The 24,157-nt window shown below is 59.5% G+C and carries 27 protein-coding genes; 9 read left to right on the plus strand and 18 right to left on the minus strand.

What is annotated here, in order from left to right:
- Nucleotides 1-12 precede the first annotated feature (12 nt).
- From ASG57_RS11310 to ASG57_RS38640, 5 genes are all read left to right on the plus strand, one after another.
- Complete coding sequence (locus ASG57_RS11310) at nt 13-1,326, plus strand: nucleoside 2-deoxyribosyltransferase (RefSeq protein ID WP_162250047.1); 1,314 nt, start codon at nt 13-15, stop codon at nt 1,324-1,326.
- Nucleotides 1,326-1,946 (plus strand): 7-cyano-7-deazaguanine synthase, encoded by a 621-nt coding sequence (locus ASG57_RS11315; protein WP_057196243.1) that lies wholly within the window; start codon nt 1,326-1,328, stop codon nt 1,944-1,946. Before ASG57_RS11310 ends, ASG57_RS11315 begins: the two co-directional genes overlap by 1 nt.
- On the plus strand, nt 1,943-2,641 hold the full coding sequence (locus ASG57_RS11320) for an HhH-GDP family DNA glycosylase (protein WP_057196244.1): 699 nt from the start codon (nt 1,943-1,945) through the stop codon (nt 2,639-2,641). Before ASG57_RS11315 ends, ASG57_RS11320 begins: the two co-directional genes overlap by 4 nt.
- Before the next feature lie 21 nt (nt 2,642-2,662).
- Nucleotides 2,663-3,958: an SIR2 family NAD-dependent protein deacylase gene (locus tag ASG57_RS11325; RefSeq protein ID WP_200948548.1), complete on the plus strand. Its 1,296-nt coding sequence runs from the start codon at nt 2,663-2,665 to the stop codon at nt 3,956-3,958.
- Nucleotides 3,959-4,036: 78 nt separating this feature from the next.
- Nucleotides 4,037-4,282, plus strand: coding sequence for a hypothetical protein (locus tag ASG57_RS38640; protein WP_200948549.1), 246 nt, complete (start codon nt 4,037-4,039; stop codon nt 4,280-4,282).
- Between the two features lie 61 nt (nt 4,283-4,343).
- Here the strand turns inward: ASG57_RS38640 and ASG57_RS11330 are convergent, their stop codons facing one another.
- The 12 genes from ASG57_RS11330 to ASG57_RS11385 form a co-directional block, all read right to left on the minus strand.
- Entirely contained in the window at nt 4,344-5,123 is a 780-nt protein-coding gene (locus tag ASG57_RS11330) for a hypothetical protein (protein ID WP_057196245.1), read from the minus strand.
- Between the two features lie 24 nt (nt 5,124-5,147).
- Nucleotides 5,148-5,432 (minus strand): hypothetical protein, encoded by a 285-nt coding sequence (locus tag ASG57_RS11335; RefSeq protein WP_057196246.1) that lies wholly within the window; start codon nt 5,430-5,432, stop codon nt 5,148-5,150.
- Nucleotides 5,433-5,754: 322 nt separating this feature from the next.
- Nucleotides 5,755-6,291 carry a hypothetical protein gene (locus ASG57_RS11340; RefSeq protein ID WP_200948550.1) on the minus strand — a complete coding sequence of 179 codons (537 nt, stop codon included), beginning with the start codon at nt 6,289-6,291 and terminating at the stop codon, nt 5,755-5,757.
- Between the two features lie 696 nt (nt 6,292-6,987).
- Nucleotides 6,988-8,184, minus strand: coding sequence for a M48 family metalloprotease (locus ASG57_RS11345; protein ID WP_057196248.1), 1,197 nt, complete (start codon nt 8,182-8,184; stop codon nt 6,988-6,990).
- Between the two features lie 201 nt (nt 8,185-8,385).
- Entirely contained in the window at nt 8,386-9,378 is a 993-nt protein-coding gene (locus ASG57_RS11350) for a PIN domain-containing protein (protein WP_057196249.1), read from the minus strand.
- A gap of 551 nt (nt 9,379-9,929) precedes the next feature.
- The gene (locus tag ASG57_RS11355; RefSeq protein ID WP_063996991.1) at nt 9,930-11,159 is read right to left on the minus strand and encodes an AAA family ATPase; all 1,230 of its coding nucleotides are present in this window, start codon (nt 11,157-11,159) and stop codon (nt 9,930-9,932) included.
- Nucleotides 11,159-12,142, minus strand: coding sequence for a bifunctional DNA primase/polymerase (locus ASG57_RS11360; protein ID WP_057196250.1), 984 nt, complete (start codon nt 12,140-12,142; stop codon nt 11,159-11,161). Before ASG57_RS11360 ends, ASG57_RS11355 begins: the two co-directional genes overlap by 1 nt.
- Before the next feature lie 31 nt (nt 12,143-12,173).
- Complete coding sequence (locus tag ASG57_RS11365; RefSeq protein WP_057196251.1) at nt 12,174-12,476, minus strand: hypothetical protein; 303 nt, start codon at nt 12,474-12,476, stop codon at nt 12,174-12,176.
- A gap of 62 nt (nt 12,477-12,538) precedes the next feature.
- Complete coding sequence (locus ASG57_RS11370; protein ID WP_057196252.1) at nt 12,539-12,742, minus strand: helix-turn-helix domain-containing protein; 204 nt, start codon at nt 12,740-12,742, stop codon at nt 12,539-12,541.
- Between the two features lie 352 nt (nt 12,743-13,094).
- On the minus strand, nt 13,095-13,301 hold the full coding sequence (locus ASG57_RS11375) for a helix-turn-helix transcriptional regulator (RefSeq protein ID WP_057196253.1): 207 nt from the start codon (nt 13,299-13,301) through the stop codon (nt 13,095-13,097).
- 124 nt (nt 13,302-13,425) lie between these two features.
- Nucleotides 13,426-13,854: a hypothetical protein gene (locus ASG57_RS11380; RefSeq protein ID WP_156402640.1), complete on the minus strand. Its 429-nt coding sequence runs from the start codon at nt 13,852-13,854 to the stop codon at nt 13,426-13,428.
- 36 nt (nt 13,855-13,890) lie between these two features.
- Nucleotides 13,891-15,231 carry a tyrosine-type recombinase/integrase gene (locus ASG57_RS11385; protein WP_057196255.1) on the minus strand — a complete coding sequence of 447 codons (1,341 nt, stop codon included), beginning with the start codon at nt 15,229-15,231 and terminating at the stop codon, nt 13,891-13,893.
- Between the two features lie 540 nt (nt 15,232-15,771).
- On the opposite strand from ASG57_RS11385, the gene ASG57_RS37655 reads away from it, so the two are divergent.
- Both ASG57_RS37655 and tenA read left to right on the plus strand, forming a co-directional pair.
- Nucleotides 15,772-16,080, plus strand: coding sequence for a hypothetical protein (locus ASG57_RS37655; RefSeq protein WP_155248528.1), 309 nt, complete (start codon nt 15,772-15,774; stop codon nt 16,078-16,080).
- A 717-nt stretch (nt 16,081-16,797) separates the two neighbouring features.
- The gene (tenA, locus tag ASG57_RS11405; RefSeq protein ID WP_024340392.1) at nt 16,798-17,472 is read left to right on the plus strand and encodes a thiaminase II; all 675 of its coding nucleotides are present in this window, start codon (nt 16,798-16,800) and stop codon (nt 17,470-17,472) included.
- A 24-nt stretch (nt 17,473-17,496) separates the two neighbouring features.
- Here tenA and ASG57_RS11410 read toward each other — a convergent pair whose 3' ends face one another.
- The 3 genes from ASG57_RS11410 to ASG57_RS11420 are packed head-to-tail and all read right to left on the minus strand — an operon-like array spanning nt 17,497 to nt 20,540.
- Nucleotides 17,497-18,441 (minus strand): AEC family transporter, encoded by a 945-nt coding sequence (locus tag ASG57_RS11410; protein ID WP_024340391.1) that lies wholly within the window; start codon nt 18,439-18,441, stop codon nt 17,497-17,499.
- Nucleotides 18,442-18,447: 6 nt separating this feature from the next.
- A complete protein-coding gene (locus tag ASG57_RS11415) occupies nt 18,448-19,371 on the minus strand; it encodes an HpcH/HpaI aldolase/citrate lyase family protein (protein ID WP_024340390.1) in 924 nt (307 codons plus the stop codon).
- Nucleotides 19,372-19,373: 2 nt separating this feature from the next.
- A complete protein-coding gene (locus ASG57_RS11420; RefSeq protein ID WP_024340389.1) occupies nt 19,374-20,540 on the minus strand; it encodes a CaiB/BaiF CoA transferase family protein in 1,167 nt (388 codons plus the stop codon).
- A gap of 341 nt (nt 20,541-20,881) precedes the next feature.
- On the opposite strand from ASG57_RS11420, the gene ASG57_RS11425 reads away from it, so the two are divergent.
- Together ASG57_RS11425 and ASG57_RS11430 are read left to right on the plus strand one after the other, a co-directional pair.
- Nucleotides 20,882-21,223 carry a hypothetical protein gene (locus ASG57_RS11425; protein WP_024340388.1) on the plus strand — a complete coding sequence of 114 codons (342 nt, stop codon included), beginning with the start codon at nt 20,882-20,884 and terminating at the stop codon, nt 21,221-21,223.
- Nucleotides 21,224-21,658: 435 nt separating this feature from the next.
- Nucleotides 21,659-22,336, plus strand: a complete 678-nt coding sequence (locus ASG57_RS11430; RefSeq protein ID WP_024340387.1) for an AAA family ATPase — start codon at nt 21,659-21,661, stop codon at nt 22,334-22,336.
- A 123-nt stretch (nt 22,337-22,459) separates the two neighbouring features.
- On the opposite strand, the gene ASG57_RS37660 is transcribed toward ASG57_RS11430, so the two are convergent.
- The 3 genes from ASG57_RS37660 to ASG57_RS11435 form a co-directional block, all read right to left on the minus strand.
- On the minus strand, nt 22,460-22,606 hold the full coding sequence (locus ASG57_RS37660) for a hypothetical protein (protein WP_155248527.1): 147 nt from the start codon (nt 22,604-22,606) through the stop codon (nt 22,460-22,462).
- A gap of 125 nt (nt 22,607-22,731) precedes the next feature.
- On the minus strand, nt 22,732-22,881 hold the full coding sequence (locus tag ASG57_RS38645; protein WP_196232389.1) for a hypothetical protein: 150 nt from the start codon (nt 22,879-22,881) through the stop codon (nt 22,732-22,734).
- Nucleotides 22,882-23,085: 204 nt separating this feature from the next.
- Nucleotides 23,086-23,994 (minus strand): 4-hydroxy-tetrahydrodipicolinate synthase family protein, encoded by a 909-nt coding sequence (locus ASG57_RS11435; protein ID WP_024340386.1) that lies wholly within the window; start codon nt 23,992-23,994, stop codon nt 23,086-23,088.
- Between the last annotated feature and the right edge of the window lie 163 nt (nt 23,995-24,157).

A 24,157-nucleotide genomic window follows, 5' to 3' on the forward strand; every position in this document is an offset into this window, starting at 1 on the left:
GCGAAAGTACCTTTGCTTATCGGCGAAGTCTTCGTTGACTTCACGATCACCCCGCCCGGATCGGAGAACAAATTGCGCCTTGGCGGCGTTGCCCATGCAGCTCGCGGTTTTTGGGCCTTAGGACAACCTTTCCGCGCCGCCATTGTCTCGCCGAGCTATTTGGAAGGCTTGGTTCGCGATTACTTCGCGACGCTCGGATGTGTCGAGCTAATAATCCTGGGCATAGTAACGGGAGCTCCCAACGTCACATTGATTTTCGACGCAATCGAGGTCGCCGACCAGGGCTACGATACGCCGCTACGGGACGAAAAGGCTGTCCAGCTTATCGACGTCTCGCAGAAGTTCGAGCAGGCGGAAGAGGTGCTGATATTTCCGGGCACATTCTGCTTGTCAGATGTGTGCGCGATGTTACCAGCTACTGCTCGCTTACACATCGATATCGCTTATAACGTTGAGACGCCGATGGCACTCGCCGGAATCGGCAGGCCAATTGAGACTATCCTCCTTTCAACCTCGTCGCCGCTGTTTGCCAAGATCAAAGACCAAACCGTGACTGGCATTGCTACGGCTTTTGCGGGATGTAAGCCGAGATACGTAATACTCAAGCAAAATCGAGGTGGCAGCGAATTGCTGGATAACTCGAAGGCCTCCCAATCCATCGAGACGCTTCCTGCACAACTTGGAACAACAATTAACTCGGTGGGGGTCGGAGATGTCTTCGCAGCCGTATTCTTAACTGCGTTGCCAAGCGGTGCAGCAACTGCTGGCTGGCGGGCAACCTACGCTGCTGCCGCCTATTCTCAAACCACCTATCCCGACATTTTCAAAAAGTACGTCGAACGCGATCAACGTCTCTCATTACAGGAGATGACGTCACTTGGAGGCACATTTCTTCCGTGGAACATGCGACCGCAAGCGCAGATCTATTTTGCTGCGCCCGACTTTGCGAACGCCGATCGTGCGGCTATCGATAAGGCTCTAAAAGCGCTAGCGTACCACAACTTCTCGCCTCGGCGACCCGTTGTAGAGAATGGTGAGCTTCCGCCAAACTCAAACGCCGCTACTTTGCGGGCCATTTATGAGAAGGATTGCGAGCTTCTTAAGAAGTGCGCACTTGTGTTTGCTGTGCCAACTGAACGCGACCCCGGTACCCTTGTTGAAATCGGACTCGCTATTGAGGCGGGCATTCCTGTCGTGACATATGACCCAAGCAGAAAAAACAACAATACGATGGTGATCGCAGGCTCTTCATTCTATTCGTCCGACCTCGATGCCTGTCTCAACGCAGTGTTTCAACTGCTCAGCCAAAGAAGAGGTGAGGCTTGATGAGCGCATTGCTTTTGTGTTCCGGTGGGCTTGATTCCACGACGGTCGGCTATTGGTTGGTTGAGAAGCGAATCTCGTTTCAACCGGTGTTCCTCGACTACGGGCAACACTGCGTCGAGAAAGAATGGGAGACGGTGCAAGAAGTACTGCCGGCCACGGACCTTGCATCGCCCGTCAAGCGAATCGACATCTCAAGCATCTACCAGGACTCAACGTCCAGATTGATCGCTGAGCCGGACCTATGGTCGGAGCACGTCGAGGACGATGAGCTCTATATCCCTTATCGAACCCTGCTGTTCTTCTCTATAGGCGCCTGCATCGCTCAAACGCGCGGCCTCGACACCGTCTATTCGGGCTTTATCAACAGCAATCACGCCAAAGAATTGGATTGTTCCGCTACTTTTCTTAACGGTTTAGACTCGCTTTCCCGTAATCTTGGACCCATCAGATTCGAGTTGCCGTTTCGAGATTGGAGCAAGGCCGACGTCGTCAGGCTTGCAAGCGAATTGAAAGTCCCTATCGGCAGAACATATTCATGTCAGCTCTTCAGTGACACCCCTTGCGGGGCATGTCCCAACTGCGTTGAGCGACTCACGGCAATTGAGTCTCTATACACATGACTGCTCCCAAACCTGAACGCGAAGTTCTCAGTGCGCTGAGTTCCGCGCGTCTCGTCGCGCAACTAGCCCAAGAGAAGGGCGTGATCGGGCGTAACCCGTCATGTCGCAAGCCTCTGCACCATGTTGGCGCCGTCCTGGCGGACGCGGCTCTTCAAGCGGGTCTCAACTACAGAACCGTCGTGAAGGTACGGATCGATAGGATCGTCCAGGAGTTTCCCGAGGCTTCGACTTTGTCCGGTATGTTCAATGTGATTAGCTCCATTGGGGCTGCCGAGTTCCTGCGTTGGCAGCACCCCACCAAGGTGTCGCGCTTTGTTTGCTTGGGGGAATTGCTGCGCAGCGAAGGCGTCAATGATTTTCATCAGCTGCGACGATGGTTACAACATCCACCATGCCGGGGTAAGCTACTTGCGATTCACGGGGTGGGTCCGAAGACTGCGGACTATCTCTGCAGCTTGGTAGGGTTGGATTTTATCGCAGTCGATCGGCATATCAGAGCGTTTGCTAACGATGCCGGCGTGAAGTCGGAAGACTACGATTTTCTGAAGCTCGTCGTTTCCTATGCAGCAGACCTCATTGGTGTTTCTCGGCGACATTTTGATGCGGCGATTTGGACTTATGTATCTAGTCAGAAGGGCCTACAAGCGAAGACTGCTTTGGCGCTGCCATTGGCTGCTTCCATCGCGGTCGCATAAGGGCGCGCGCCAGAGCATACCGTGACAAAAAAGTATCTTCAGCATTTTCCTAAGCCCATTTTGGAGGATTTCGTCAGAGGCCGCTGGTTACCGATCATCGGTGCCGGTATGTCACTGAACGCAATCTTGCCTCCATCGGCGAAGATGCCGCTTTGGTCCGAGCTTGGCAAACTATTTGCCGACGAGCTTCGGGATTATTCTCCGAACAGCGTCTTGGACGGCATCTCGGCTTATGAGCATGAATACGATCGCGCACGGCTTGTTGAACGGCTAGTCGAATTTCTGCATCTCGACGCAGCTCGGCCAGGTCCAGCCCATCGGGAGTTTTGTACTCTTCCGTTTGACGTCGTCTGTACAACAAATTTCGATTTTCTACTGGAGAAGGCCTACGATATTGAGCGTCAGGATAAGCGAACAGTTCATCCCGTAGTCGACGAAGATCAACTGTCCATCAACGTCGGCACCTCGGGGACACTGCTGCTTAAGCTGCATGGGGACACACGTCATCCTAAACGGCTTGTTGTCACCGAGGCCGACTACGACGCTTTCCTGACTGACTATCCCTTAATGGCAACGTTCCTTGCGAATTTGCTGATAACCAAAACGGCGGTCCTTATCGGCTACAGCTTAGACGACCCCGATTTCCGCCAAATCTGGCAGGTTGTGACGACTCGGCTCGGCAAATCCAGGCGCACGGCATATGCGATTTTGGTCGGTGCCAAGCCGGGTGATATCGCGCGTTACGAGCGTCGAGGCGTAAAGGTCGTCAATCTGCCGGGTACACGCAATAGCTACGGTACTGTTCTCGCCGAAACGTTCGCGGAATTGCGCGAATACCGTCGTGAACATGCCGGACCTACGTTGAAGCCCACTGAAGAAAAACCGCTTGAGCAGCTGTTGCTGCCACGGAGTGCCATGACGCGGCTTTGCTTGTTTGCGACGCCGCTGGACGTGTTGCCATTTTATCGGGAACACATTTTCCCGTTAGCGGAAGAAGCAGGCTTTGTTCCGGTAACCGCTGCGGACGTAGTTGATCTAGCTGAGAGCGTAAGCGCCAAGATCGATACTCTAATCGACCGATCCGCTGTAGTGGTTGTTGATGCAACGTCGACCGCGACTCAGATCGAGCTGGGGCTCGCGCTCTCGCGTTTGAGGCGGGAGTCCGAGCGGCTACTGTTCGACGTGATCATCGTAGTAAGCGATTTGTCCCAACTGCCGACGCCCTGGCCCTTCGTGTGGATCAATCGATTGAGCGCGATCTACGATGATACCGATTTCGTTGAAGAAATCGGCAAGCGCTTAATCGCGGCTGGGTAAAGCCTGGGCTTAGCGCAACGGCGAGAGCCGCAACGCTTATTCTTAGCCAATGAGTTCCGCGCCGCCGTGATTTCGGCAATGGCACTTTTGGAGATCACGTTGCGGCAGCGGCTAGAAATTCCTCCACGCGATCGAGTGCGTCGGCCTATGTCGATGCGCCAACTTCTCGATTATGCGCGCGAACGGCAACTCATTGATGATCCGGAGACAATTTTGGAATGGAACAGGATTCGCAATGATGCTGTGCACGGAGGCAGGCCGGTGACACGAGCCCAGGCGAAAATTATCGTCGAAGGCGTTGAACGAATCGTCGACAGGGGGTGAAGAGATTCGTTCTTGATGATGATTGGCTATGCGCAAGCCAACTTCCCACATTACGCGTTACTTACTTTCGCGGCCAGTGCTGGTGACCGTTAGCGAATCCGGCCGGGAGGTGGATCGCAGAAAGCGGGTTTTCGTAGCGGCCAGGGCGGAATTTGGTGCGCTCAACCACGATTTCTCGTTCTTCCAGCTTAGGTTCGGGATGATAGCCAAGCGCTCGATCGAAAGTGCGCGGGGGCCGAATAAATCCGCCATCGGCATCCTTCTGCGCTTCGGTGACATGGCCGTCGTGAGCGACCCAACACAGGCGCTTCTCGCGCCGCACACTCGCTTGGCGGTCCGGGTGCTTGCGGTGCACGGCATCCACGCCGACGACGCCGTCGATATCCGGCCGGCGGCGGACAATTTCATTGACCGCGCTCGTTTCGTCATGAATTGCTTCCAACCGCGAGAGGATGTTGCCGATCACGGCGGCATGATCGTCATAGGCCCGAAGCAACTCGGCAGCCTCGACTTCCACGGCATGGCGCGCGGCCTCCACACGGTCGCGCAAACGATGTTCGCTAGCAATACGTTCTGCCTCGGCTTCGGCCGCGAGCGCTTCGGCGTGCGCCTTTTCAAGATCGTCGAGGCGCGCGGCGGCGCGATCGGCAGCGCGCCGGTGAAGTTCATATTCTGCTTCGGCCTTCTGATGGGCAGCATCATCCATCAAGCCGAGACCGGCCAGTGCTGCGCCGCGCTTGGTAAGAGCAGCGTCATGCTCGGCGCGCGCCTTCTCGATTTCGGCAGCGATATTGGTGGAAGTAATCGGCTTCTTGCCGAAGAGGGACTTCAGAATGCTCATAGTGCTTGGGCTCAAGGGGTTAAATCAACGCCGCCAATAGTCCGCGACGGCTTCCGCGCCGGGGTCTCGCGGTGCTACGGTCGATGCTTTCGGGGCAGGCTTCAGAGCGGACTTCGGTGCACTGGCAGCGAATGCTTCATGAGCGCCGAGCCAGCGGTGATAGGCGACATGCTCGCGGCTCTCGGCGAACATCAGATTGTGCGCGATTCCGTGCCGGACGTTGAAACGCTCCGCCGCAAGCTGCCGCTGAGCCGTTGCGTAATCTGCGGACGCCGCATTGAGGTCGGCGAGAAGCTTGGCGCGGCTCATTGGGCATCTCCGCCGGCTGCAATCCAGGTTTGAAGCTGTTCGGCCGGATAAGCAGGCCGGTCGCCGATCAACAGAAACGGGGGGCCATCGCCACGCTTGGCGAGGTTGCGGAGGGTCTTCGCGCAACGGCCGACCCGCTTTGCGGCCTGGGTGCGCGAGAGATACACTTTAGACATGATGTCCCATTTGGAGGTGGCCGGCGCATCTGACTATCAAACGCACCGGCCTCGGTTTCACCCATTAGTTGGTGTGGAGGAGCATCAACTAACGGACCAAGTATGAGAAAGATCGAAACCGGGGGCGAGGCTAGTTTGGTCGCCCCTTAAGTCGCCGAAGCTTCACTGCCGAGCGACTGCTTCACATTGTCGTTGGCGGGGATGCGAGTAAGGCGAGCATCGTGCTCGGCCAGCACGGCCGCGCGCTTTTCCGCTCGCATGCGGAGAAGCTTTTGTTCGACTCCAATATCGATCAGCGCGCTAAAAGTTTGGGGAATGCTCATTCGCATCTTGAGGGCGAGCGCAGTGAGTTCACCCGCGAGTTCGGGATGGGGCAGTACTTCAAGCGTGGGAACGGGGACAAGGCCGTACCCGAGAGTCGCTAACACAGCCTCAACCGACTCCAAGCCCGGCCGATTCTTCTTTCTCCACGCTTTCAGCGTGGCATGCTGCACGCCGGAACGTTCGGCCACGTCAAGGTAACGCAGCTTTTGCCGCGCCATTTCGGCGAAGACGAGCTTCACATGCGGACCCACCCTGTCGGGCATCGTGACCGTGCGCGGATTCTTGCGACGCATTCGGTTCAAGCGCGCAACGGGCGCAGCGCGGAAATCGGGCGGATACAGCGGGGTGGTAGTGGGCATCGGGTCATCCTGAAGGCGATTGAACTGCCTTCACCGTCGGACAATGAGCTATTCCGCTACAGCCCAATCCAGTAGCCGCTGCGAACGGCCTTGGTTTGGAGGCAGACGCGCATTCGAGAACAGAAAGTCACTTTTGAAATTTTATAGCTAGCCTAGTCGGGCGGTTGCACGTCACCCACATAATGGGGGCCCTTCCGGGAGGACCCAAACGACTAGTCGAAAGCTTGCGCGGTCCAATGTTCTCTTGTCATCAACTGCCGGCCATCGATCATACTGCTTGAGACGATAGATAGCAGTCGCGGTGCTATGCTGCGCTGGTGAAAACTGGTAGTCGGCTCAGCCTGAGGTCGTCGTCAGTTTGGCATGGGCACTTTTTTAGTCCTTCGAGCGCGATCTGAAGACCGTCTTTAGCTCAGTGCTGGGAAGATTGCTGCCGGTAACGCAAAGCGCGGCCGCCCGGTTTGCCCTACCATCAGGCCTGCTAACCTGGCTTCTGTGAGTGAGGTTGTAACGCAGGACTCCACGATGACATCGGCGCAAGTAGATAGTTCCGGGTTCTCAAGTATGAAGATGAGCGATGACTGCCATCCTGAATTGCTACTCGCGGTGTTGTTGTGAAGCGTAGTTCCAGAGAGAATGCTCGCTCAGATCGGCGCGGAGAAAGAGACCAATCCCATATCAAGCATATCAAGCCAGTCACGCCAGCGGTAACCAACCGCCTTGGTCTGATCGACGGTCGGTAGGCCGCACACCTGCAACATGCTGCGCTAGCAAATGAGGACGCACCTCGGACCAAATCACCTCCATGATCTCACAGAAGCTTCGGCGCCTATCAACCAGCTCCGTCCGCCTGTTCTCGGGTGCAATCTTGTCCAAAGGTGCGATAAACCTAATGCGATCCAAGAAAGGCGGATGGCTTTTCCGTGGTTCCGGAACGTCGCTGCCCGTCGCCAACAACGCCTCAGCGCGTCGAACTAGATCAAGCGTACCCAATATCAGCACGGCGCCGACTCCGGCTTCCGCATAGATATTGCCGGCCGCGTCGCTCATCGAAGCGAGCATCGAGATCGTTTGCCCAAACACGTCTGCGTCATGTTCCTGACCGAACTTATCTTCACTCTCGTTTGTCGATTCCACGACCCCATGCTTTAGGACATGATGACCGTACTCGTGTGCTATTGAAAATAGCTCTATGCTTCGCAAAAGCTGCGTTCTAATGGTTCCTTCGATAGGCGTGAAAGTTGGTGTACTCAGATCAGGCGGATGCCTGGATGCCCCAAACACTTCCAAAAGCTCGATCCACAGTCGTAGTATGTCTGGCTCTGCCTGAAGCTTAGCTTGGATGGACGACGGACGATTGTCTACAATCCAGTTGTTACCGTGCTTTGAATAGACCAAACTCTTGGCCGTCGCCTTTGCCACTGCATTGCAGAAATTGAAGAAGGGCAGAGATAGGCCGATCATGCTCGCGTCGGTTGTCATTACAGGCGACTGGTTGGCAACTAGCCCAAATCCTGGAGTGACGCCAAACACCACCCCATTCCTTAGGGGGATTCGGAATTTGGTGCAGATAGATTCGATTTCTTTGATCACGCGGTTCATGATGTGCAGTGCATGAGGATCATCGTACTCCGATCCTAGCGACACATCATTGAGGCTTTCTCTGTATTCTCGAATGAAATCGGGCAGTTCGTCAGTAGTAGCGCCGCCAGCAATGGCCGCCCGAACCATTAGTTCTTCATTGTTGAGAAGCCACTCGATATGTTTTGACGGGTCGATGGCATCTACGCCAGCTTTGATCGCCTCTCTCTTTTGCCGCTCTCGACGATACTCCTCGGCCCGGTCTCTTTCTTCTTGTGAAACTTGGTCAGTTTTCGGAAGGTCACCAGTCATTTGCGAATCCTATCCAGCTACGGTCTTAGCGAAGGAGCAGGGTTCGACCTTCAGCTTAAGGCACATTTGTTGCCCATAGGCTCACGAACTTCAACAGTGCCGTCGCTCGGATGCATCCCGTCAGATAATCTCGCCTTCAGCATCGTCGAGTTCTCGCTAGTCGGATCATTTACCCGTTGGTGCTCGATCCGGTCGGGGGTACTAAGAAAGCGGATCGTCTTCATCCGGCTCTGGTTTGCCTTTCTCGACAAGTTCTTCGAGGAGATCGTGATCGTCGTCCTTTAGGCCTCCACCGTATTTGTCCAACAGCTTCGCATAAAACCTATGAACGTCCGTATCGTCGATGATCCAACCGACTTGATTGTTCTGCCCCGGAATTTTAATGAGCCGCTCGACCTGAGCAATTGTGAATTGATCGAATGTATCGAGCTTCCCGATATGCACGTGCGTTGACGCGAAACTGCCGCTATTACTCAGACTGTTAATGGCGAGATCTGCTTCAACCTGACTCGCGATCTTAATGTCGGGGAAGCAGTCTTTGAAGAAGTCAGAGATCTTCGAATAGTAGATCAGAGACGACTTCTTCCGACTTTCCCATTCGTCCCGAAGGAACTCATTGAAAACGCCTTCGGATAACTGAGATCGATAATCTTTATCCTCTGACACAAAGTAGAGAGCGTTCCCCTTATCTACTGTAGCCAACAAGGTTTCCCAATTCACAGCGTCCCCAAGGCTCTCGTTCTTTCCGGGTGGATTGCCCAGCCGCACGCGCCTCATCGCGTTCAAATAGTCATCGTTATCGAACCTCGGCTTGTTCGCCGTCTTGAATAGCCCAGTGACGATCTCATCCGCCTTAAGAGAAGTATCTTTCGCATCAGCCATGATCTTGCTGACGAGCTCAGCATGCAGCTTGTCGGCCTTCTTCAGCAACGCGCGAAGTTCATTGTATTCATCGTAGTCCTTTGAGAAAGCCGGGAACGACGCGTTAAATCTTGCTTCCCTCAGCTTCTTCATGGCATCGGAGATTTTGCCACCGCGATTCCGCCAAAACTCGTCCTCCACTTGCTTCGGAACAATGAGATCGATCTCTTTGTTTTTAACGAGTGCGACGAGCTTCTTCAGCTCCTCGATGTCCTCGCTCGTCAGGTGATAAAATGAAAGCAGGACGTTGGTATCTATAAAAAGCGTGATCATGTGCCGAATCGTTGCTCCGGCTGAAGTGAACGGCAACGGCGAGCTTTATTCAAGGGCTCCCGCAGAGGTTTAGTGTCTAAGAGAGGCTGGGGTCCTTCCCTGCACGCGCATCGGCGTGCCATAGAGCGCGCAGCTAACCGCCCCGGAACGTTTCGCTGCCTCTTCCTTGCTCGGCTAATATGATCTGAGCAAGCGAACGCCATGCTGGTGGGCGTGCGATTTGCATGCCTGTTCCGGTTGTTTTGCGCGGCTGGGGTCACGTTCCCATGCACCCCGTTAGCGAAATGCCCTCTCGAACAGGAGCGCGCCTGCAACTTGCCGCTGAAGGGGAACAGCACAGGCGCAATCTTCGTCGCGGCCGCAGAGTAGACCGGAATACCCACAATCGGGGCAAGCGTTCTCGTCGCTCGGCTACATTTGCCACACCCACCACACCTTATGTTCGGCGACGGTTTGGCAGGTTTGGCTTTTCGCCTGCCACACCACCACCCCTTAAGGGGTGTGGGGTGTGGCGAGGCAAAAACATAATGGAGAAGTAAGGTGGGGCAAAATCAGGTTGCGTCTGCCACCCGCACAAACTTTCTCTTCATACGTTTTTCGTCCAACTCCTCGTAGACCTCCAAAGCGCCAGCTCCAATCCAGAGCTTCACCAGCCCATTAACCTTGGCCTTGTCTGCCTTGCGGCTGATATCGAGCTTCATAGCCCTGGCGATCGGGATGCCGACCCATTCTTTCGCTTGGCCATCGTGGCGCCAATTCCCTGCGCGAATGGCAGCGGCTGCGGCGTCAAAATCCGCCCCGGTCACGCCGTCCAACGGGTTCGGCCATTTCCAACTGACGACCACACCGACACTATCACCGGGGTCGAGGTCGCCATCGCCGTTTCCGAGATGCACTGGCGTGATGTGAAACCAGTCTTTGCCATCCGGGGGCGGGGACAGGTTCAGCTTGCCAGTCTCAACGCTGAAGTATTGCCGGGGATTTTCAACACCAGCCCTGTTGCCTTCCTCTGCCGTCATCTTGTTGAGCACTTGGGCGGATCGAACCGCCCCTAACAGGGCGACAGCGCCTCGCCCATCTTCAACCGTCGCCTCAGCCCCACCGGTCTTTCTGACGTGATGGACAAGCTCAATCGCTGCGTTGGTCTCGTCCGCGATGGCGGTCCACTTCTTCGCCACCATGTCAATGGCGCCGTTGTCGTTCTCGGTAACGCGGTGACACGAAATGAAGGGGTCGACCATCAGCACATCAATTTTATTGTAGTGGATGGTATCGATCAGCGACCTGACCACGGGAGCCGCGATTTTAGTACCTTCTGTTGAGGTCTGGCTGGCAATGATGATTTCTTGATCACGGCCACTGTCAACAAACAGCCACCCCTCCAGTTCTTCCGCTCTGATGTTGTAGTAGAGGCAAACAGCTGCAATGCGGCGATTGATTTCTTCAAGCGGATCTTCGCCATTCCAATACCAAACGCGACACCGCTCATTCGGCCTGACGCCGAGCAGAGCTCGGCCAGTAGCCATTGCCACTGCCTCCGTGATCTTCAGAAATGATTTTCCGATGCCTCCCCCCGCGAAGGTCGCCGAGCCGAACTTGCGGATCAGATGGTGGCCATACAGAAATTGGCGCCTCGGCATGGTCTTGGGGTCGCGCCAAACAAACGGCGTAGCCTTGATACCGGGCGGTTCTTGCGCCGCCGCAGTCGGGCCACGAGAACTGCGAAGGGAGTTGTCATTATCATGAGCGACCAGGCTCGAACTGGGTGCCGTGGTTGCCATCACATAAATTCCTTCTTCTTCGCAGCTGCGGCGATGATGCGGTCCGCGAGCGCAGCTTCTTCGGGATTTTCAAGCGGCACGTCGACAAGCGGAGCGAGCCAAACCAGAGCTTCGGCGTTGGTCACGAGGCGCGCTTCCATGACAACATCAATCGGGGTGTAGCCCTTAGAGCCATCGCCAAAGTCTACGATACCGCCCGATTTGAACGACAGGTTCGGCTTGCGCAAATGAAGCGCCCGACCAGTGCCGGACGGCCGCCACTCGGCGACGGCCTTGAAACCACCACCGGCCGGATAGCAGCGCTGTAACCCGAGATGCGGCACCCAGGCGCCAAGGTTCGCCATCGCAGCTTCATTCACCGCGCGGAAGAGGGACGCCGCATCAGAGTCGCCGGGAGATGCAACGGACTGCTCGACTGCCCCGCCGCATGACTTGCGGCGTTCCAGAACGGTCCAGCCGAATGAGCGAAGGACGTCTTCCATCGCGGCGCGGTGCTCATGAGTGAGCACGGGAAGCGCTTCAAGCGCGGTGTCCTCTAACGTCGCGTCCGACCACCAGTAATAGGAACGACCCGTGTCCGGATGAATCGAAGGAGGAATCACAGTTTGACGTCCACTACTCAGGAAATCGAGCAGGCGGATTCCGCTGGCATCATTGTAGGAGCGAGACTTCATCGGTACGATCGAACGATAAAACGACGTGAGGCCTCGCCGACCGATCTTGACGACGATGGCAGGCGGCAGCGTCGACAGAATCGGACCAATGATCGAGTCGTAGCCGTCGATATCGACAGCAACTAAGCCGCCAAATCCGGTGGCGACGCCGACGCCCACCGCCGGGGCGCGAGAATGCCCGGCGATAAAAAAGGAGCTCGGCGCTTCGTTGCAGTATTTCTGCCATCCAGACAGAGCAGGGGCCTTGCCCGCACCGGCTTTTGGGGCATCAGGCGGCAAGATCGGCAAAGGCGAATAGCCGAGCTTCATGAGGGACGGAGCGGTCTGCGCAAAGGGAGAGCTACGCATTTGACGCCGCCCAAACCGGGTTGCCATCTACCCAGGTGTCGGGCCAGTGCTCGCGCGCCCAGTGATAAACCCTCTTAAAGCCATCAAAGATGGGCGTGCACTCATTCAGTCCGAGATGGTCGCCAATATCGAGAACTTCCTCACGCCATAGCTCGATGACCACGCCATCGGTCCCAAGAAATCGAAAGCAGTCACTGGTAGGTGACGGCGTGAAACGGCGCGCCGTAACAAGCGCTAGATCAATCAGTTCTTCTTGCGCAGCGCTGCGCGCGGCAGTATCTTGGTCGGGCTTCATCTTAATGTCTCCGTTCTTAAAAGGTCCACCGTTGGCGCGGTGCGGCCTTTTTCGTTGTTTGGTTATGCGGAGGGCTTTCCACCCGACCTGACGGTATTGGCATGCATCCATTCTGCGATGGCCTCGCGGGGGTACATCGGCGTTCGGCCCACCTTGATGTGGCCGGGCGCGCGCTGCTGGCGTCGCAGAAGTCGCGCCCACGACACTGATTTGCCGACGAAGTCGGCGAACTCAGCCTCAGTAAAAAGAAAGTCTTCACTGGTCATGACTGGCCTCGGATTGTTTCGGGTGGTCGGAGTTTGGCAGACGTTGTCACTTGCCGTGGGGTCGGTTCGATCTCCCTTACTGAAATTCCTCTTGCGCGAGGGCAAAAGCCCCCGATCGCACGGCCGATGCCGCGCGTCGGAAGGCGTGAATTGTCGGGAGTTGGTGCGCCCTGGCGCGCCGGGGGTTAGGCCAAGTTCGTTTCGATCAGGTCGGCGAGAGCCCGTAAGCCCAGCGCGCAAAACTCATGGTCGGTCGGCCCGAGAATCACTTCCTCTTGGCCGTCAAGACAGTCTGCGAGCAGGCGAAGGTATGCGGCCGAGCCGATTCTAGGGTAGTTGTCATCCAACATGGTCACGCCGCGCGCTTGTCAGGGTGCTTATTCGACCGAGTCGCCAGCCAAGCGTCAATGGCGTCAACGTCGAAAAACCGGGTGCGGCCCATATAGATCGGCTTGGGAAAATTCTGGTCGGGGGCGTTGATCGTGCGATCAAGCGTCGAGCGCGAGATACCACCGAGCTTTTCCAGCAGCGGTGCGGTCTTAATAAGTCTCTTAGTCACTGTTACTTCCTCTTGGTGCGTGTTGATGCGCCAAGAGGTAGCGCGACGGCTGATGTCGCTTCCACCTATTCAAAACGTCGATTTCACCAGACGTTTTAAAGCCGGATTAGCGACGGATGATCCGTCAAAACGTCGGAGTATCCATGTCGCGCTTCTTTCGCGCCGCCGTAAGGAGTTCCTCGACGGCCTTGTCACTTAGGTTGTGGTCATCCATGAGTGCCGAGAGTGCGTCGGTGGGCCTGACTCCGCTCGTTATCTTCTCCCAATACTCGCCGACGATAGATGCGGCGCGACGACTCAGCCGCAAGGCCTGCGCAAGCTTGGTGCCCCGCCCGCAACCCCATGCCGTGGTGATGTCCTTGGTGGTGATCCTTGCCCGACCATCACCGTTCCAAGCCGCGACCAGCGGTTTTGATACTTCTGCGGCAAAGCGCTCGATCTCATTTGCCACGATCTCAGGCACGGGCAGATTGTGCTTCTTTGCCAGATAAAACGCGAGCCACGCGGCTGCGGGGTTGTGCGTCGCATGGAAGACGCCGGCGAGTTCGGTCAATTCAAGCTCTTGAGGGGAGGGAAGCGGTGCCACCGGTTACGCTCCGGCCTTGATCGAAACGACATTGGATGGTCGTTCAACGATCAAGCTCGCGACGTGATCGGCCCACAGGTTGAGGGCGTGGCGTTTCTCGGCAAGATAATCATGGCGCTGGTAAACGCCGACGATGCCGCCGAATGTTCCCGATACGTGGTTCACTACTTTTTCGACGACAGCCACACCAACGCCGAGGGCCGCCATACCTGACACCATCGTTCTCCTCAGGTCGTGAATCCGCCACGGCTCAATCATGACAGGATCGCCGCCACGCTTCTCCGCTTCCTCCCGTGCGACTTCCATCATGGCTTTGTCCAGATGCACCTTGGCTTTGGAAAATCCTGAGATCGGTGTTGTTCCGGTCGTGGTCAGAACAAGCGGGGAGTCCTCCCATCGTTCGGCACCATTGACCATTGCCTTGACCTGAACCTTTGGAATGGCGCGCAGAATCTCAACGACGGCTGGCGAAAGCGGAATAACATGTTCCCGACCATTCTTCGTCCGCCGGGCGGGCAGCACCCAAAGCGGGGAGGGTCCGTCTAGGTCCTTGAGCTCTGCCCAAGCCATGTCCGCAACCTCATCCCGGCGCTGTCCCGTCAGGACCAAGAGCCGATAGAACGCTCGCCATGTCCAGTCCATTCGGTCGAGCGCGAGAGACAGTGCGCGCAGATCGGCGTTTGAGAGGGCGCGCTCCCGCGCCTCTTCAACCACCACAGGCTTCGTACGCTCGAATGGATTGTCCTCGATCAGGGCCTTATCTATACACCATCCGAAGAACGTCCGGGCGGCGGCGCGCGTCCGATTCGCCAGCACGGGCCTGCCGCTGTCCTTGATTGCGTCGATTAATTTGATGGCGTCAGCGCGTGCGATGTCATCGACTCTGCGCTTCGCCCATGGGGTCAATTCCTTACTCAGAAGCCGTTTGAGTTCCTTGGCGGACTTCATCGCGTTGACCTTGTCCCGGTAGTAGCGGTCCAGGACGCGCTCCACGATGTCATCCTTGCGCCGGGCTTCCTTCTCCTCAGCCGCGATCCGTGCAGCTTCCGCCTTGCGCATAGCGCGCTTCTGATCGGCTGGGTCCGAGCCAAGCGCACGCTGCCGGCGTGCATCACCGGCCGCCTCACGGGCCTGCACAAGCGTAAGCGCGCCGGGCCCTGCCGCCGGGCCTAGCGTAAGGGTCACGTCTTGCCCGTTGTCGCGCTTGAAACGGTAGACGAACGACTTCGCGCCCGAAGGCTGAATCAGAACCCGCAGCCCGGGATGCCCCACGTCCGGCAGAGCGTAGCGCGTCGCCTTGGGTTCGGCATTGGTGATTGCCTTCGCGGACAGCGGCTTTTTCATTGGTCCCCCTTCTGAGCCCCACTCTGAGCCCCACCAATATTTTGATTGGTGGCGATGCATGTTGATGCATCGAGATGCACTATAGAGGAATCAACAACTTGATATCAATGTAGAATTTCAATTTTTGCTGGGCTTGGTGACGCATCGCGGTTGCGGTCAAAAGTCCCAAGCATGTGTCTGTGGAACAGGAGGTCGGTGGTTCGAGCCCACCCAACTGTACCAGCGATTTCCAGTATTCGATGGGATATTGCCCAGATGAGTTGCGAGGCTCAATCACGCTGAGAGCCATCATCTCGAATTTGTAGTCTCGGTTTCAAGAGGATCCAGCAGGTCTGCTTCTTGCTCATCGATCGGGTACTTGGCGAGCATAAATCGTTGCTTCAGCGCGAGATCAGCAAGGACCCATCTATACTCAGGGGCTAAATCTAAGAAGAGCGCTCGGGCCCAGTCCGCCTTTTGGACTATGAATACGCTCGCTTGGAAGTCGCATCGCGCCCATAAATAGTCTAGAAACGCACTCTTCAGTTTTGACAACGACTCATGTTGTCTACGTTCGCATTGGGCTTCGATGTGAACGAACGCTCGATCGATCTCCGCGACCGTGCGCGCGACCGCATCGTCAACTGTTTCATTCTCCTTTATGGCTGCGAATTGTGGAGCTATCAAAAGGTCGTAGTACTGTTTCTCGAACTGGTCCGTTTCGCGACCTTCAAAGCCGAAGTCCTCAATCAACTGATTGAAAACCCCGCGCAGGGTTGGGTGCCCCTGCATGCTACCTGTCAGTTCGAGTGCATTCTTGTGGCCCATCAAGGTGAACAAGCCCTCGGGATGAAAGGCTGCGAGCCCTGATCACTGCGAGCATGTCTTCGCGCTGTCCCATGTTACCCTCCCTGCAACACGTATCCGGCCAGTCTAACCACCTTTGCGTGCAAAGGCAAAATGATCGAGTGGCGCCGGCGCCCCGAAGCGGGATCGTTCGTTTTCGTTCCCCGGTTCTGGAAGAAAACGGCGGGACGCACCGCGAACCTTTTCATGATCCCAGGTGTTTCTAGCTGAGGCAGGACTGACAACGCTGAGGGAGCTGAACTGTGAACGGTATTATCTATATCATCGGGCTTGTCGTCGTGATCGCCGCGGTGCTCTCGTTCCTGGGTCTGCGCTGATTGCTGATTGGGCGCGGCGAGGCCGTGAGGCGTCGCCGCCTAAGCCTTCGACGCCGCACCGCGTCACCACCCACACCACCACGGGCAACGTCACCGCCGCCAGTGTTGCAGCACCACGCGCCTGACACACCGATAGGCGGCAGGTCGAGCAGTCTTGCGAACTCGAACCCGACCCGCACCTCCGGCAGCTTCAGCGCGCACATCGCCAAGATGCTCAGCTCGCACTTCGCCGCGAAGCGGGGCAGGTTGATGCCCAGCGATCGGTGCGGCTCGAAGCGGGGCCTATCCGCAACGTTGCTCAAAGCCGGCTTTGTCCGCCGCCACCGTAGCTCCTCCGTTCGCAATGCGCTATCGGTAGCGAGCCAATGACGTTTGATGGACAAGCAAGCAGGCGGAAGAGATCGTGGGTTTTTTCGAGCGTCTCAAGACAGCCGCGTCCGCTGAGTGGCGGGCCTACACTGAGCATCCCTTCACGAATGGATTGGCGGACGGCTCGCTCCCGGAAGCTGCGTTTCGTCACTACCTCGTTCAGGACTATCTGTTCCTCATCGAGTTTGCTCGCGCCTACGCGCTCGCGGTCTACAAGTCCCCCAGGCTTGCCGACATGCGTGAAGCAGCTAGCGGCCTCTCGGCCATCCTTGATGTCGAGATGAACCTGCATGTGAAGCTCTGTGCCGAATGGGGCCTGTCCCCGAGCGACCTTGAACAGGCCCCTCCGGCGGCCGAGATGCTGGCCTATACGCGCTACGTGCTGGATGCGGGAATGCGCGGCGATCTGCTGGCGCTCAAGGTCGCGCTTGCGCCTTGCGTGATCGGGTACGCGGAGATCGCGACGCGGCTCGCCTCGCACCCCGCTGCCGACGCGCTGAGCAACGGCTATCGCGTCTGGATCGCCGAATATGCCGGCGCGCCGTACCAGGAGGTCGCTGCCAGGGCGCGGGCGCATATGGAGCATCTCGCCGATCTCTACGCCACGCCGGCCCGCGAGGCCGAGCTGATTGCGATCTTCAAGGAAGCCACCCGTCTCGAGGCAGACTTCTGGGAGATGGCCTGGCGCGCGGGCCAGGCTGTCGCATAGCGGTGTCGGCAATCGGCACGCCCCCTACCTCACCCCCGTCACCACCCACACCACCACCGGCAATGTCACCGCCGCCAGCAGCGTCCCGAGCGCCACCGCGCCCGACACCGGATTTACCAGCCGCTGATACTGCACGGCAAAAATGTACGCATTCGCGCCGGTCGGCATCGCCGCGAACAGCACGATGACGCCGGCGGCGATCGGCGGCAGGTCGAGCAGTCTGGCCAGCACGAACGCCGCCACCGGCATGGCCGCCAGCTTCAGCGCGCACATCACCAGAATGCTCGGCTTCTCGCCCTTCACCTCGAAGCGGAACAGGTTGATGCCGAGCGCGATCAGCGCCGTCGGCGCGCCCGCCTGCGCCAGCAGCTCGATGGTGCGGTCGACGACCGGGGTGAGGCCGAGGCCGGTGAAGCGCCAGATCACGCCGAAGCCGATCGCCAGCATCAAGGGGTTGCGCGCGAGGTCTGCGATCACGGGCCAGACGATCGCGAGCGGCGAGCCCGCCTGCCTGCGGCTGACGAACTCCATCTGCAGCGTGCCGCACAGCCAGAGCAGCGGCGTGTTCACCGACAGGATCAGCGCCATCGGGCCCGCCGCCTCGTTGCCGAGCGCGGAGAGCACGAGCGGAATGCCGAGCATCACGATGTTGCCGTAGACCGAGCCGATCGCGCACACGACGCCGTCCTCGCTGCCGCCGCGCTGGCGGCGCAGCAGCGCCGAGACCGCCATCGCCGCGATCCAGGTGATGGCGAGCGCGCCGTAATAGGCGCCCCACATCCGGTAAGGACTGACATCGGGGAATTCCGAGACGACGATGGTGCGGAACAGAAGCGCAGGGATCGCGATGCTGAAGGCGAATTCGCTGATGCCCTTGTGCGCGCTCTCCGAGACGAAGCGAAACAGCACCGAGGCATAGCCGGCCGCGATCAGCGCGAACACCGGCGCGACGATCAGCAAGGTGGCCATGCGCGCTCAAGACCCCAGCGCGATGATCCGTCGCGCCATCCGCACATTGGCATAGTCGATCATCTTGCCGTCGAGCGTCACCGCGCCCTGGCCGTTCGCCTCCGCGCTCTCCATCGCCTCGACCACCCGCCGCGCCTGGGCCAGCTCCTCGGCCGACGGCGTGAACGCGCGCAGCGTCGGCGCGATCTGGTCGGGGTGGATCACCTGCTTGCCGTCGAAGCCCATCGCAGCGGCCTTCTGCGCGCTGGCCTCGGTCAGCCTGGTATCGCGGAACGCGCCGCAGGGGCCGTCGATGGCGCGCAGGCCGAAGGCGCGCGCGGCCACCAAGAGGCGCATCATGGGATAGGCGAACAGGTCGAGCGGCGCGGAGGCGTAGCCGCTTTGCGCCGACCCGACGTGGCGATAGCCGTCCGGCGAGATGCCGACGTCGGAGGTGCGGGCGCCGAGCGAGGCCGCGAAGTCGCCGACGCCGAGATGCAGTGACGCCACGCTCGAGTGCGCGGCGGCGAGCGCGTCGACATTGACGAGGCCGAGCGCGGTCTCGATCAGCAATTCCAGCGCGACGGGTTCGGCGCGATCCGGCGCCGCCGCGCGCAACTGGCCGGCGATGGCGGCGATGTCGCCGGCGCGCTCCGCCTTCGGCACGATCACCGCATCCAGCCGCGGCAGCGCCGCCAGCGCGCGGATCTCGTTTGCGATGAACGGGCTGTCGACCACGTTGAGCCTGACCGTAACGTGCTTGCTGCCCCAGTCGAGCGAGGACAGCGCGCCGGCGGCTTCCGCAAGCGCAGCGCCCTTCTCGGCGGGCGGCACGGCATCCTCGAGATCCATGAACACCGCATCCGCGCTTGACGCCGCCGCCTTGGCGACGAGGCGGGCGCGATGGGCGGGAACAGCCAGATAGGCCCGGCTCGGCCGCAGCACAGCCACCGTCACGTCTCCCTGGCCAGGCCGAGTTCAGCGAGGATGGCCGCGTTGTGCTCGCCGACATCGGGCACCGGGTCCATCCGCGGCGTCACGCCGGGAAGGGTGAGCGCGGGCAGGAAGCTCATCAGGGGGCCGTTGGGAGAGCCGACGCTTCTCACGCGCCCGCGCGCGTGCAACTGCTCGTGCTTCAGGAAGGCCTCGACCGAGTTGAGATGCGCATTCGCGATCGCGGCTTCGTCCAGCAGCCGCAGCACCTCTTCGCTCGTCATCGACGCGAAGCGCTGCTCGATATGCGCCTGCAATTCGTCGCGGTTCTGCATGCGCAGCGGATTGATGCGGAAGCGCGGGTCGTCGGCAAGTGCGGCATCGCCAAGCACGATGCGGCACAACGAGCGCCATTCCCGGTCGTTCTGGATGCCGAAGAAGATGGTGTTGCCGTCGCCGACGCGGAACGGGCCGTAGGGCGCGATCGTCGCATGCTTCGCCCCGGTGCGCGGCAGCGGCCGGCCGGTGCTCTCGGTGTAGAACGCGGGATAGCTCATCCAGTCCGTGATGGAATCGAACAGCGAGGCCTGGAAGGCGGTGCCCTTGCCGGTGCGCTCGCGGCGGAAGAGCGCCATCAGCACGCCGTTGAGGATGTACATGCCGGTGGCGATGTCGACCACGGAGAGCCCGACCTTCGCAGGCTCCGCCTCGGTGCCGTTGATGGCGAGCACGCCGGCCTCGCACTGCACCAGCAGGTCATAGGCCTTCTTGTCGCTGTAGGGACCGCCGGTGCCATAGCCCGAGACGTCGCAGGCGATCAGGCGCGGATGCCTGCGCAGCAGCGATGCCGCATCGAGGCCGAGCCGCTCCGCCGCTCCCGGCGCAAGGTTCTGGATGAACACGTCGGCCCGCGGCAGCAGGGCGTCGAGGACCTTGCGCCCCTCGGGGCTCTTGATGTCGATGGCGAGGCTTTCCTTGGAGCGGTTGGTCCAGACGAACTGGCTCGACATGCCGTTCATCACGTGATCGTAGTCGCGGCAGAAGTCGCCGCTGCCGGGCCGCTCGATCTTGATCACCCGCGCGCCCCAATCCGCCAGGTGCCGGCTGGCCAGCGGCGCCGCGATCGCCTGCTCCAGCGACACCACCGTCACGCCCGCGAGCGGCAGCTCCGCCTCATTCCCATCCATGCGATCGCCTCCATGCCCGCTCAGCTTTTGACCCAGCGCAGGAGAACGAGCCGACCACCCACGCGATTTTTGATGGTGCCATCATGCCCCTGTTTTGCCCGACAAGTCAAATTCGGCTTCGAAAAATCCTAAGAATGGGGAGGGCGAGCGTTTGCAGCCATTTGGCTACTGTGCATGGGGTTGTTTTCGCATTCTGTGCGGGAGGGGCCAGGAACCCTGAACGCCAGTCCACCGCCCCTGTTGCCGAGACCGCACAGCTCCGACCTTTCGCATGCCCCCTCGGTTGCCAACGAACCGTCGTTCACCCACTATTCCCGCCTGTTCGACATGTGGGGGAATCAATGCCGGCGTTTCGCTTCAAGACCTCCTTGGCCGTCGCAAGCTTCTCGCTTGCCCTGGCCGTCCTGGCCCTGCCGCGCGCCGGCTTCGCCTACACCCAGGAGGAGCAGCAGGCCTGCACGCCGGATGCGATGCGGCTGTGCAACGAGTTCATTCCGAACGTCGATGCCATCACCGCCTGCATGATCAAGAAGAAGGCGCAGCTGTCGCCGCAATGCCGGGTGTTCTTCCGCCCGGGCCCCGAGCCGCGCCAGCTCCGCGCCGGCAAGCCGACCCAGATCGCGCCCAAGGCCGCGAAGAAGAGCGCCAAGCCGGCGCCGAAGAAGAAAGCCAGCCAGGGCTGAGCGCGAGGCAAGGAGGCGCGCAAGCGCCGGCTCGAAGACGTGGCGTGCGCCCAGCTGCCGCAGCGTGCATGTGTTCGCCCCCGCGTGGGGAGCTGCATAAGCTCCGCGACAGCTTCCGGACTCTGTTTGTTCTCGCAACGGCGCGCAGACCTGCGGCAATTACGGGCGCGCGCCTGACGGAAAAGAGTCGCCCGCAGGTTTGCGCGGTTAGGTTGCGCTCCGACTTGGCCCGTCTCTGCTCAAAAAACGCACGATTGCTTGCGCGTGAAGCGCTTCGTTGCCGTTCGTGTGTGACGTCACACTGGTTAGTGTGACTCAAAAGCCAGTGCGCATTGTTATTTCATGGCCTGAGCGCAGCTCGCGATAAATTTATCTTTCACGAATCAGCGCGCTGATTCATTTTCGCGGCCTGGGGTCAATCTGGAGGCCGAAGGTATGAACGTTATTGTTTTTGCATCGCGTAAGGGCGGCTCGGGCAAGAGTACCCTGGCTGCACATCTTGCCGCGCAGATCAAGGCAAGCAAGCAGGTCATGCTCGTGGATGCCGATCCGCAGGGCTCGCTCACGCTGTGGCACAAGCTGCGTGGCACCAACGAGCCGCCGATCAAGGCTGCCGTGAACTCCGTCAGCGGCATCGTCTCCGCTGCCAAGCGCGACGGTTTCGAATGGGTGTTGATCGACACGCCGCCGAACCTGTCGGCCGTCGTCGACGACGCGATCCGCAATGCCACGATGGTGATCATTCCGGCGCGTCCCGGCGTGTTCGACGTCAACGCGGTGCAGGAAACCATCCAGATGTGCCGCGCCGCGCGCAAACCCTACGCGGTCGTGCTCAACGGAGCTCCGGCCAAGCGTGACGACGCCGAAAGCCCGATCGTCACCATCGCCCGCGAGGCGCTGGCGAAATTCCGTGCGCCGGTGTGGGGCGGCCAGATCACCAATCGTTCCGACCTGCTGATGGCGCTGAGCCACGGCGAAGGCGCGCGCGAGTATCAGGCCGAGAGCCGTGCGGCCCAGGAGATTGCAAGGCTGTGGGCGGCGATCGAGCGTTCGGTGAAGGCTATTCGCGGCACGGCGTCGGCTTCCGGCGCAATGCACAAGCAGGCTGCTTAAGTTTCATTGTTCATTTCCCCGGACGAGAAACGCGCGGACGAGCCGCGCGTTTTGCGTTTCTGCTGACACGTCATCGCCGGGACGGCGCGCAGGCGCCAGCGCATCGCTGGGGATTTGATGGCGCTACGCCACCATCAGCATGTAGAACACGATGACCGGCGACAACGTGAGGATCACCGACCAGATGCCGGTGGCCCAGAGAATGTCCTCGGTGGTGAAGCCCTGCTGTCCGGCGTCGTAATGCGACGCCATTTCATTCTGACTATTCACAAACGCCTCCGCGATTTCTTCGCTTATGGACGTCCGTGTTAGCCTCGATGTTTTAAAATTCCGGATCGCCGATCGCAGCGCATTTGGAGACAGCCGCTACCACGGGTTAACTATTCCGGCGGGCTTCAGCCGACTTGCCAGACTCGAAACAGCAGCACCGGGATCAGGCCGAGCATCACCGCCCAGAACCCGAACGACGACACCACCAGAATTCCCTGCAGGAGATCGGCCGGCGCGAATTGCCGCGCAGCCGTAGGCTGGATGCGATGCCTCATGGTCATTCCCCCTTTGGAAGGCTCTCTTCAAAACGATAGGGGCGATCACGTAAACGAGACGTGGATGCGCCATGCGGTGGACGCGGACGCCGTTGGGGTGCGGTTAACCACGCGGCACGCTGCGCCGTCTCTCCCCACCGTCATTCCGGGCTCGCGGCTTCGTCGCGCCCCGGAATGACATGCGAGCGGCGTGAGACAACCGCTTTACGCCGCGACCTTCGTCCGCCGCTCGATCTCGCGGTCGATCGACGCCGCGAGCTCGCTGCTCACCTCCACCATCGGCAGGCGCACTTCGGGGCTGTCGATCAGGCCGCATCGCCACAGCCAGTACTTTGCCGGGGCAGGGCTCGGCTCGGCGAACAACAGCCGCGTCAGCTCGGCGACCTCCTGCCAGCGCGCCTGCGCGGCGTCATGGTCGCCGCGCTTCAGCTCGGCATCGATGGACGCGAACGTCGCGGTCTCGACATGCGCCGAGAGCACGATGCCGCCGTCGGCGCCGTCACAGAGCGCCTCGAAATAATTCGCGTCCTCGCCGGTGAGGACGCGGAAATCCTTCGGCCGGTCGCGCAGAAGCGCGATCGATTGCTCGCGGCTCGCGCCGCAATCCTTCAGCCCGACGATGTTCCTGTGCTCGGCCAGCCGCAGCAGCGTCTGGTTGGTGATGCTGACCGCGCAGCGATATGGGATGTTGTAGAGCGCGATCGGCCAGGCGGCGTGATCGGCGAGCGCCTCGAAATGCGCAAGCAGCCCGCGCTGCGACGGCCGCACATAATAGGGGCTTGCGATCAGGTAGCCGTCGATCGGCCAGTCCGCGGTCTCGTCGAGGCGCTCTTTCAGCCGCGAAGTATCCGCCCCCGACAGCCCGAGGCAGACCGGCAAGGTGCGGCCGCTTGCCGCCATCTCCTCGCGCACGGTGGCGACTAGACGTTCGAACTCGGCCTCGCGAAGTGTCATGCCCTCGCCGGAGGTCGCGCCGAGGATGAAGCCGTCGACCGCCTGCGCGCTGTAGTGCCGCGTCAGCCGCCGCAGCGATCTTTCGTCGAGCGCGCCGCCCTGAAACGGCGTCACCAGCGGCAGCCAAAGCCCGTGCAAATGATCTTCAAGACCGGTCATGTTCCATCTCCTTCTCGGGAAAAATGCCTGAGACGGAGGGCACATGAAAAAACCCCGTCCAGGCCAGGCTGTGTGGAAAGCCGGGCAAATCGGCTAGGATGGCCGCCTCGGGAACGGGGTGGCCATTTTCATGGGATACATAGCCGGCGAGGATCGGGATCAA

It is taken from the genome of Bradyrhizobium sp. Leaf396, from assembly GCF_001424605.1.
Lineage (GTDB): Bacteria > Pseudomonadota > Alphaproteobacteria > Rhizobiales > Xanthobacteraceae > Bradyrhizobium > Bradyrhizobium japonicum_C.

Excerpts from the sequence above, each read along its gene's own strand:
- ASG57_RS11330 (WP_057196245.1), bottom strand. The coding sequence starts at position 5,123 with ATGAGCATTCTGAAGTCCCTCTTCGGCAAGAAGCCGATTACTTCCACC.
- ASG57_RS11345 (WP_057196248.1), bottom strand. The coding sequence starts at position 8,184 with ATGACTGGTGACCTTCCGAAAACTGACCAAGTTTCACAAGAAGAAAGA.
- ASG57_RS11420 (WP_024340389.1), bottom strand. The coding sequence starts at position 20,540 with ATGGATGGGAATGAGGCGGAGCTGCCGCTCGCGGGCGTGACGGTGGTG.
- ASG57_RS11430 (WP_024340387.1), top strand. The coding sequence starts at position 21,659 with ATGAACGTTATTGTTTTTGCATCGCGTAAGGGCGGCTCGGGCAAGAGT.
- ASG57_RS11350 (WP_057196249.1), bottom strand. The coding sequence starts at position 9,378 with ATGATCACGCTTTTTATAGATACCAACGTCCTGCTTTCATTTTATCAC.
- ASG57_RS11410 (WP_024340391.1), bottom strand. The coding sequence starts at position 18,441 with ATGGCCACCTTGCTGATCGTCGCGCCGGTGTTCGCGCTGATCGCGGCC.
- ASG57_RS11315 (WP_057196243.1), top strand. The coding sequence starts at position 1,326 with ATGAGCGCATTGCTTTTGTGTTCCGGTGGGCTTGATTCCACGACGGTC.
- ASG57_RS11370 (WP_057196252.1), bottom strand. The coding sequence starts at position 12,742 with ATGACCAGTGAAGACTTTCTTTTTACTGAGGCTGAGTTCGCCGACTTC.
- ASG57_RS11425 (WP_024340388.1), top strand. The coding sequence starts at position 20,882 with ATGCCGGCGTTTCGCTTCAAGACCTCCTTGGCCGTCGCAAGCTTCTCG.
- ASG57_RS11355 (WP_063996991.1), bottom strand. The coding sequence starts at position 11,159 with ATGGCAACCACGGCACCCAGTTCGAGCCTGGTCGCTCATGATAATGAC.
- ASG57_RS38640 (WP_200948549.1), top strand. The coding sequence starts at position 4,037 with ATGGCACTTTTGGAGATCACGTTGCGGCAGCGGCTAGAAATTCCTCCA.
- ASG57_RS11320 (WP_057196244.1), top strand. The coding sequence starts at position 1,943 with ATGACTGCTCCCAAACCTGAACGCGAAGTTCTCAGTGCGCTGAGTTCC.
- ASG57_RS11435 (WP_024340386.1), bottom strand. The coding sequence starts at position 23,994 with ATGACCGGTCTTGAAGATCATTTGCACGGGCTTTGGCTGCCGCTGGTG.
- ASG57_RS11365 (WP_057196251.1), bottom strand. The coding sequence starts at position 12,476 with ATGAAGCCCGACCAAGATACTGCCGCGCGCAGCGCTGCGCAAGAAGAA.
- ASG57_RS11360 (WP_057196250.1), bottom strand. The coding sequence starts at position 12,142 with ATGAAGCTCGGCTATTCGCCTTTGCCGATCTTGCCGCCTGATGCCCCA.
- ASG57_RS11385 (WP_057196255.1), bottom strand. The coding sequence starts at position 15,231 with ATGAAAAAGCCGCTGTCCGCGAAGGCAATCACCAATGCCGAACCCAAG.
- ASG57_RS11340 (WP_200948550.1), bottom strand. The coding sequence starts at position 6,291 with ATGCCCACTACCACCCCGCTGTATCCGCCCGATTTCCGCGCTGCGCCC.
- ASG57_RS11335 (WP_057196246.1), bottom strand. The coding sequence starts at position 5,432 with ATGAGCCGCGCCAAGCTTCTCGCCGACCTCAATGCGGCGTCCGCAGAT.
- ASG57_RS38645 (WP_196232389.1), bottom strand. The coding sequence starts at position 22,881 with ATGAGGCATCGCATCCAGCCTACGGCTGCGCGGCAATTCGCGCCGGCC.
- ASG57_RS37655 (WP_155248528.1), top strand. The coding sequence starts at position 15,772 with ATGTTGTCTACGTTCGCATTGGGCTTCGATGTGAACGAACGCTCGATC.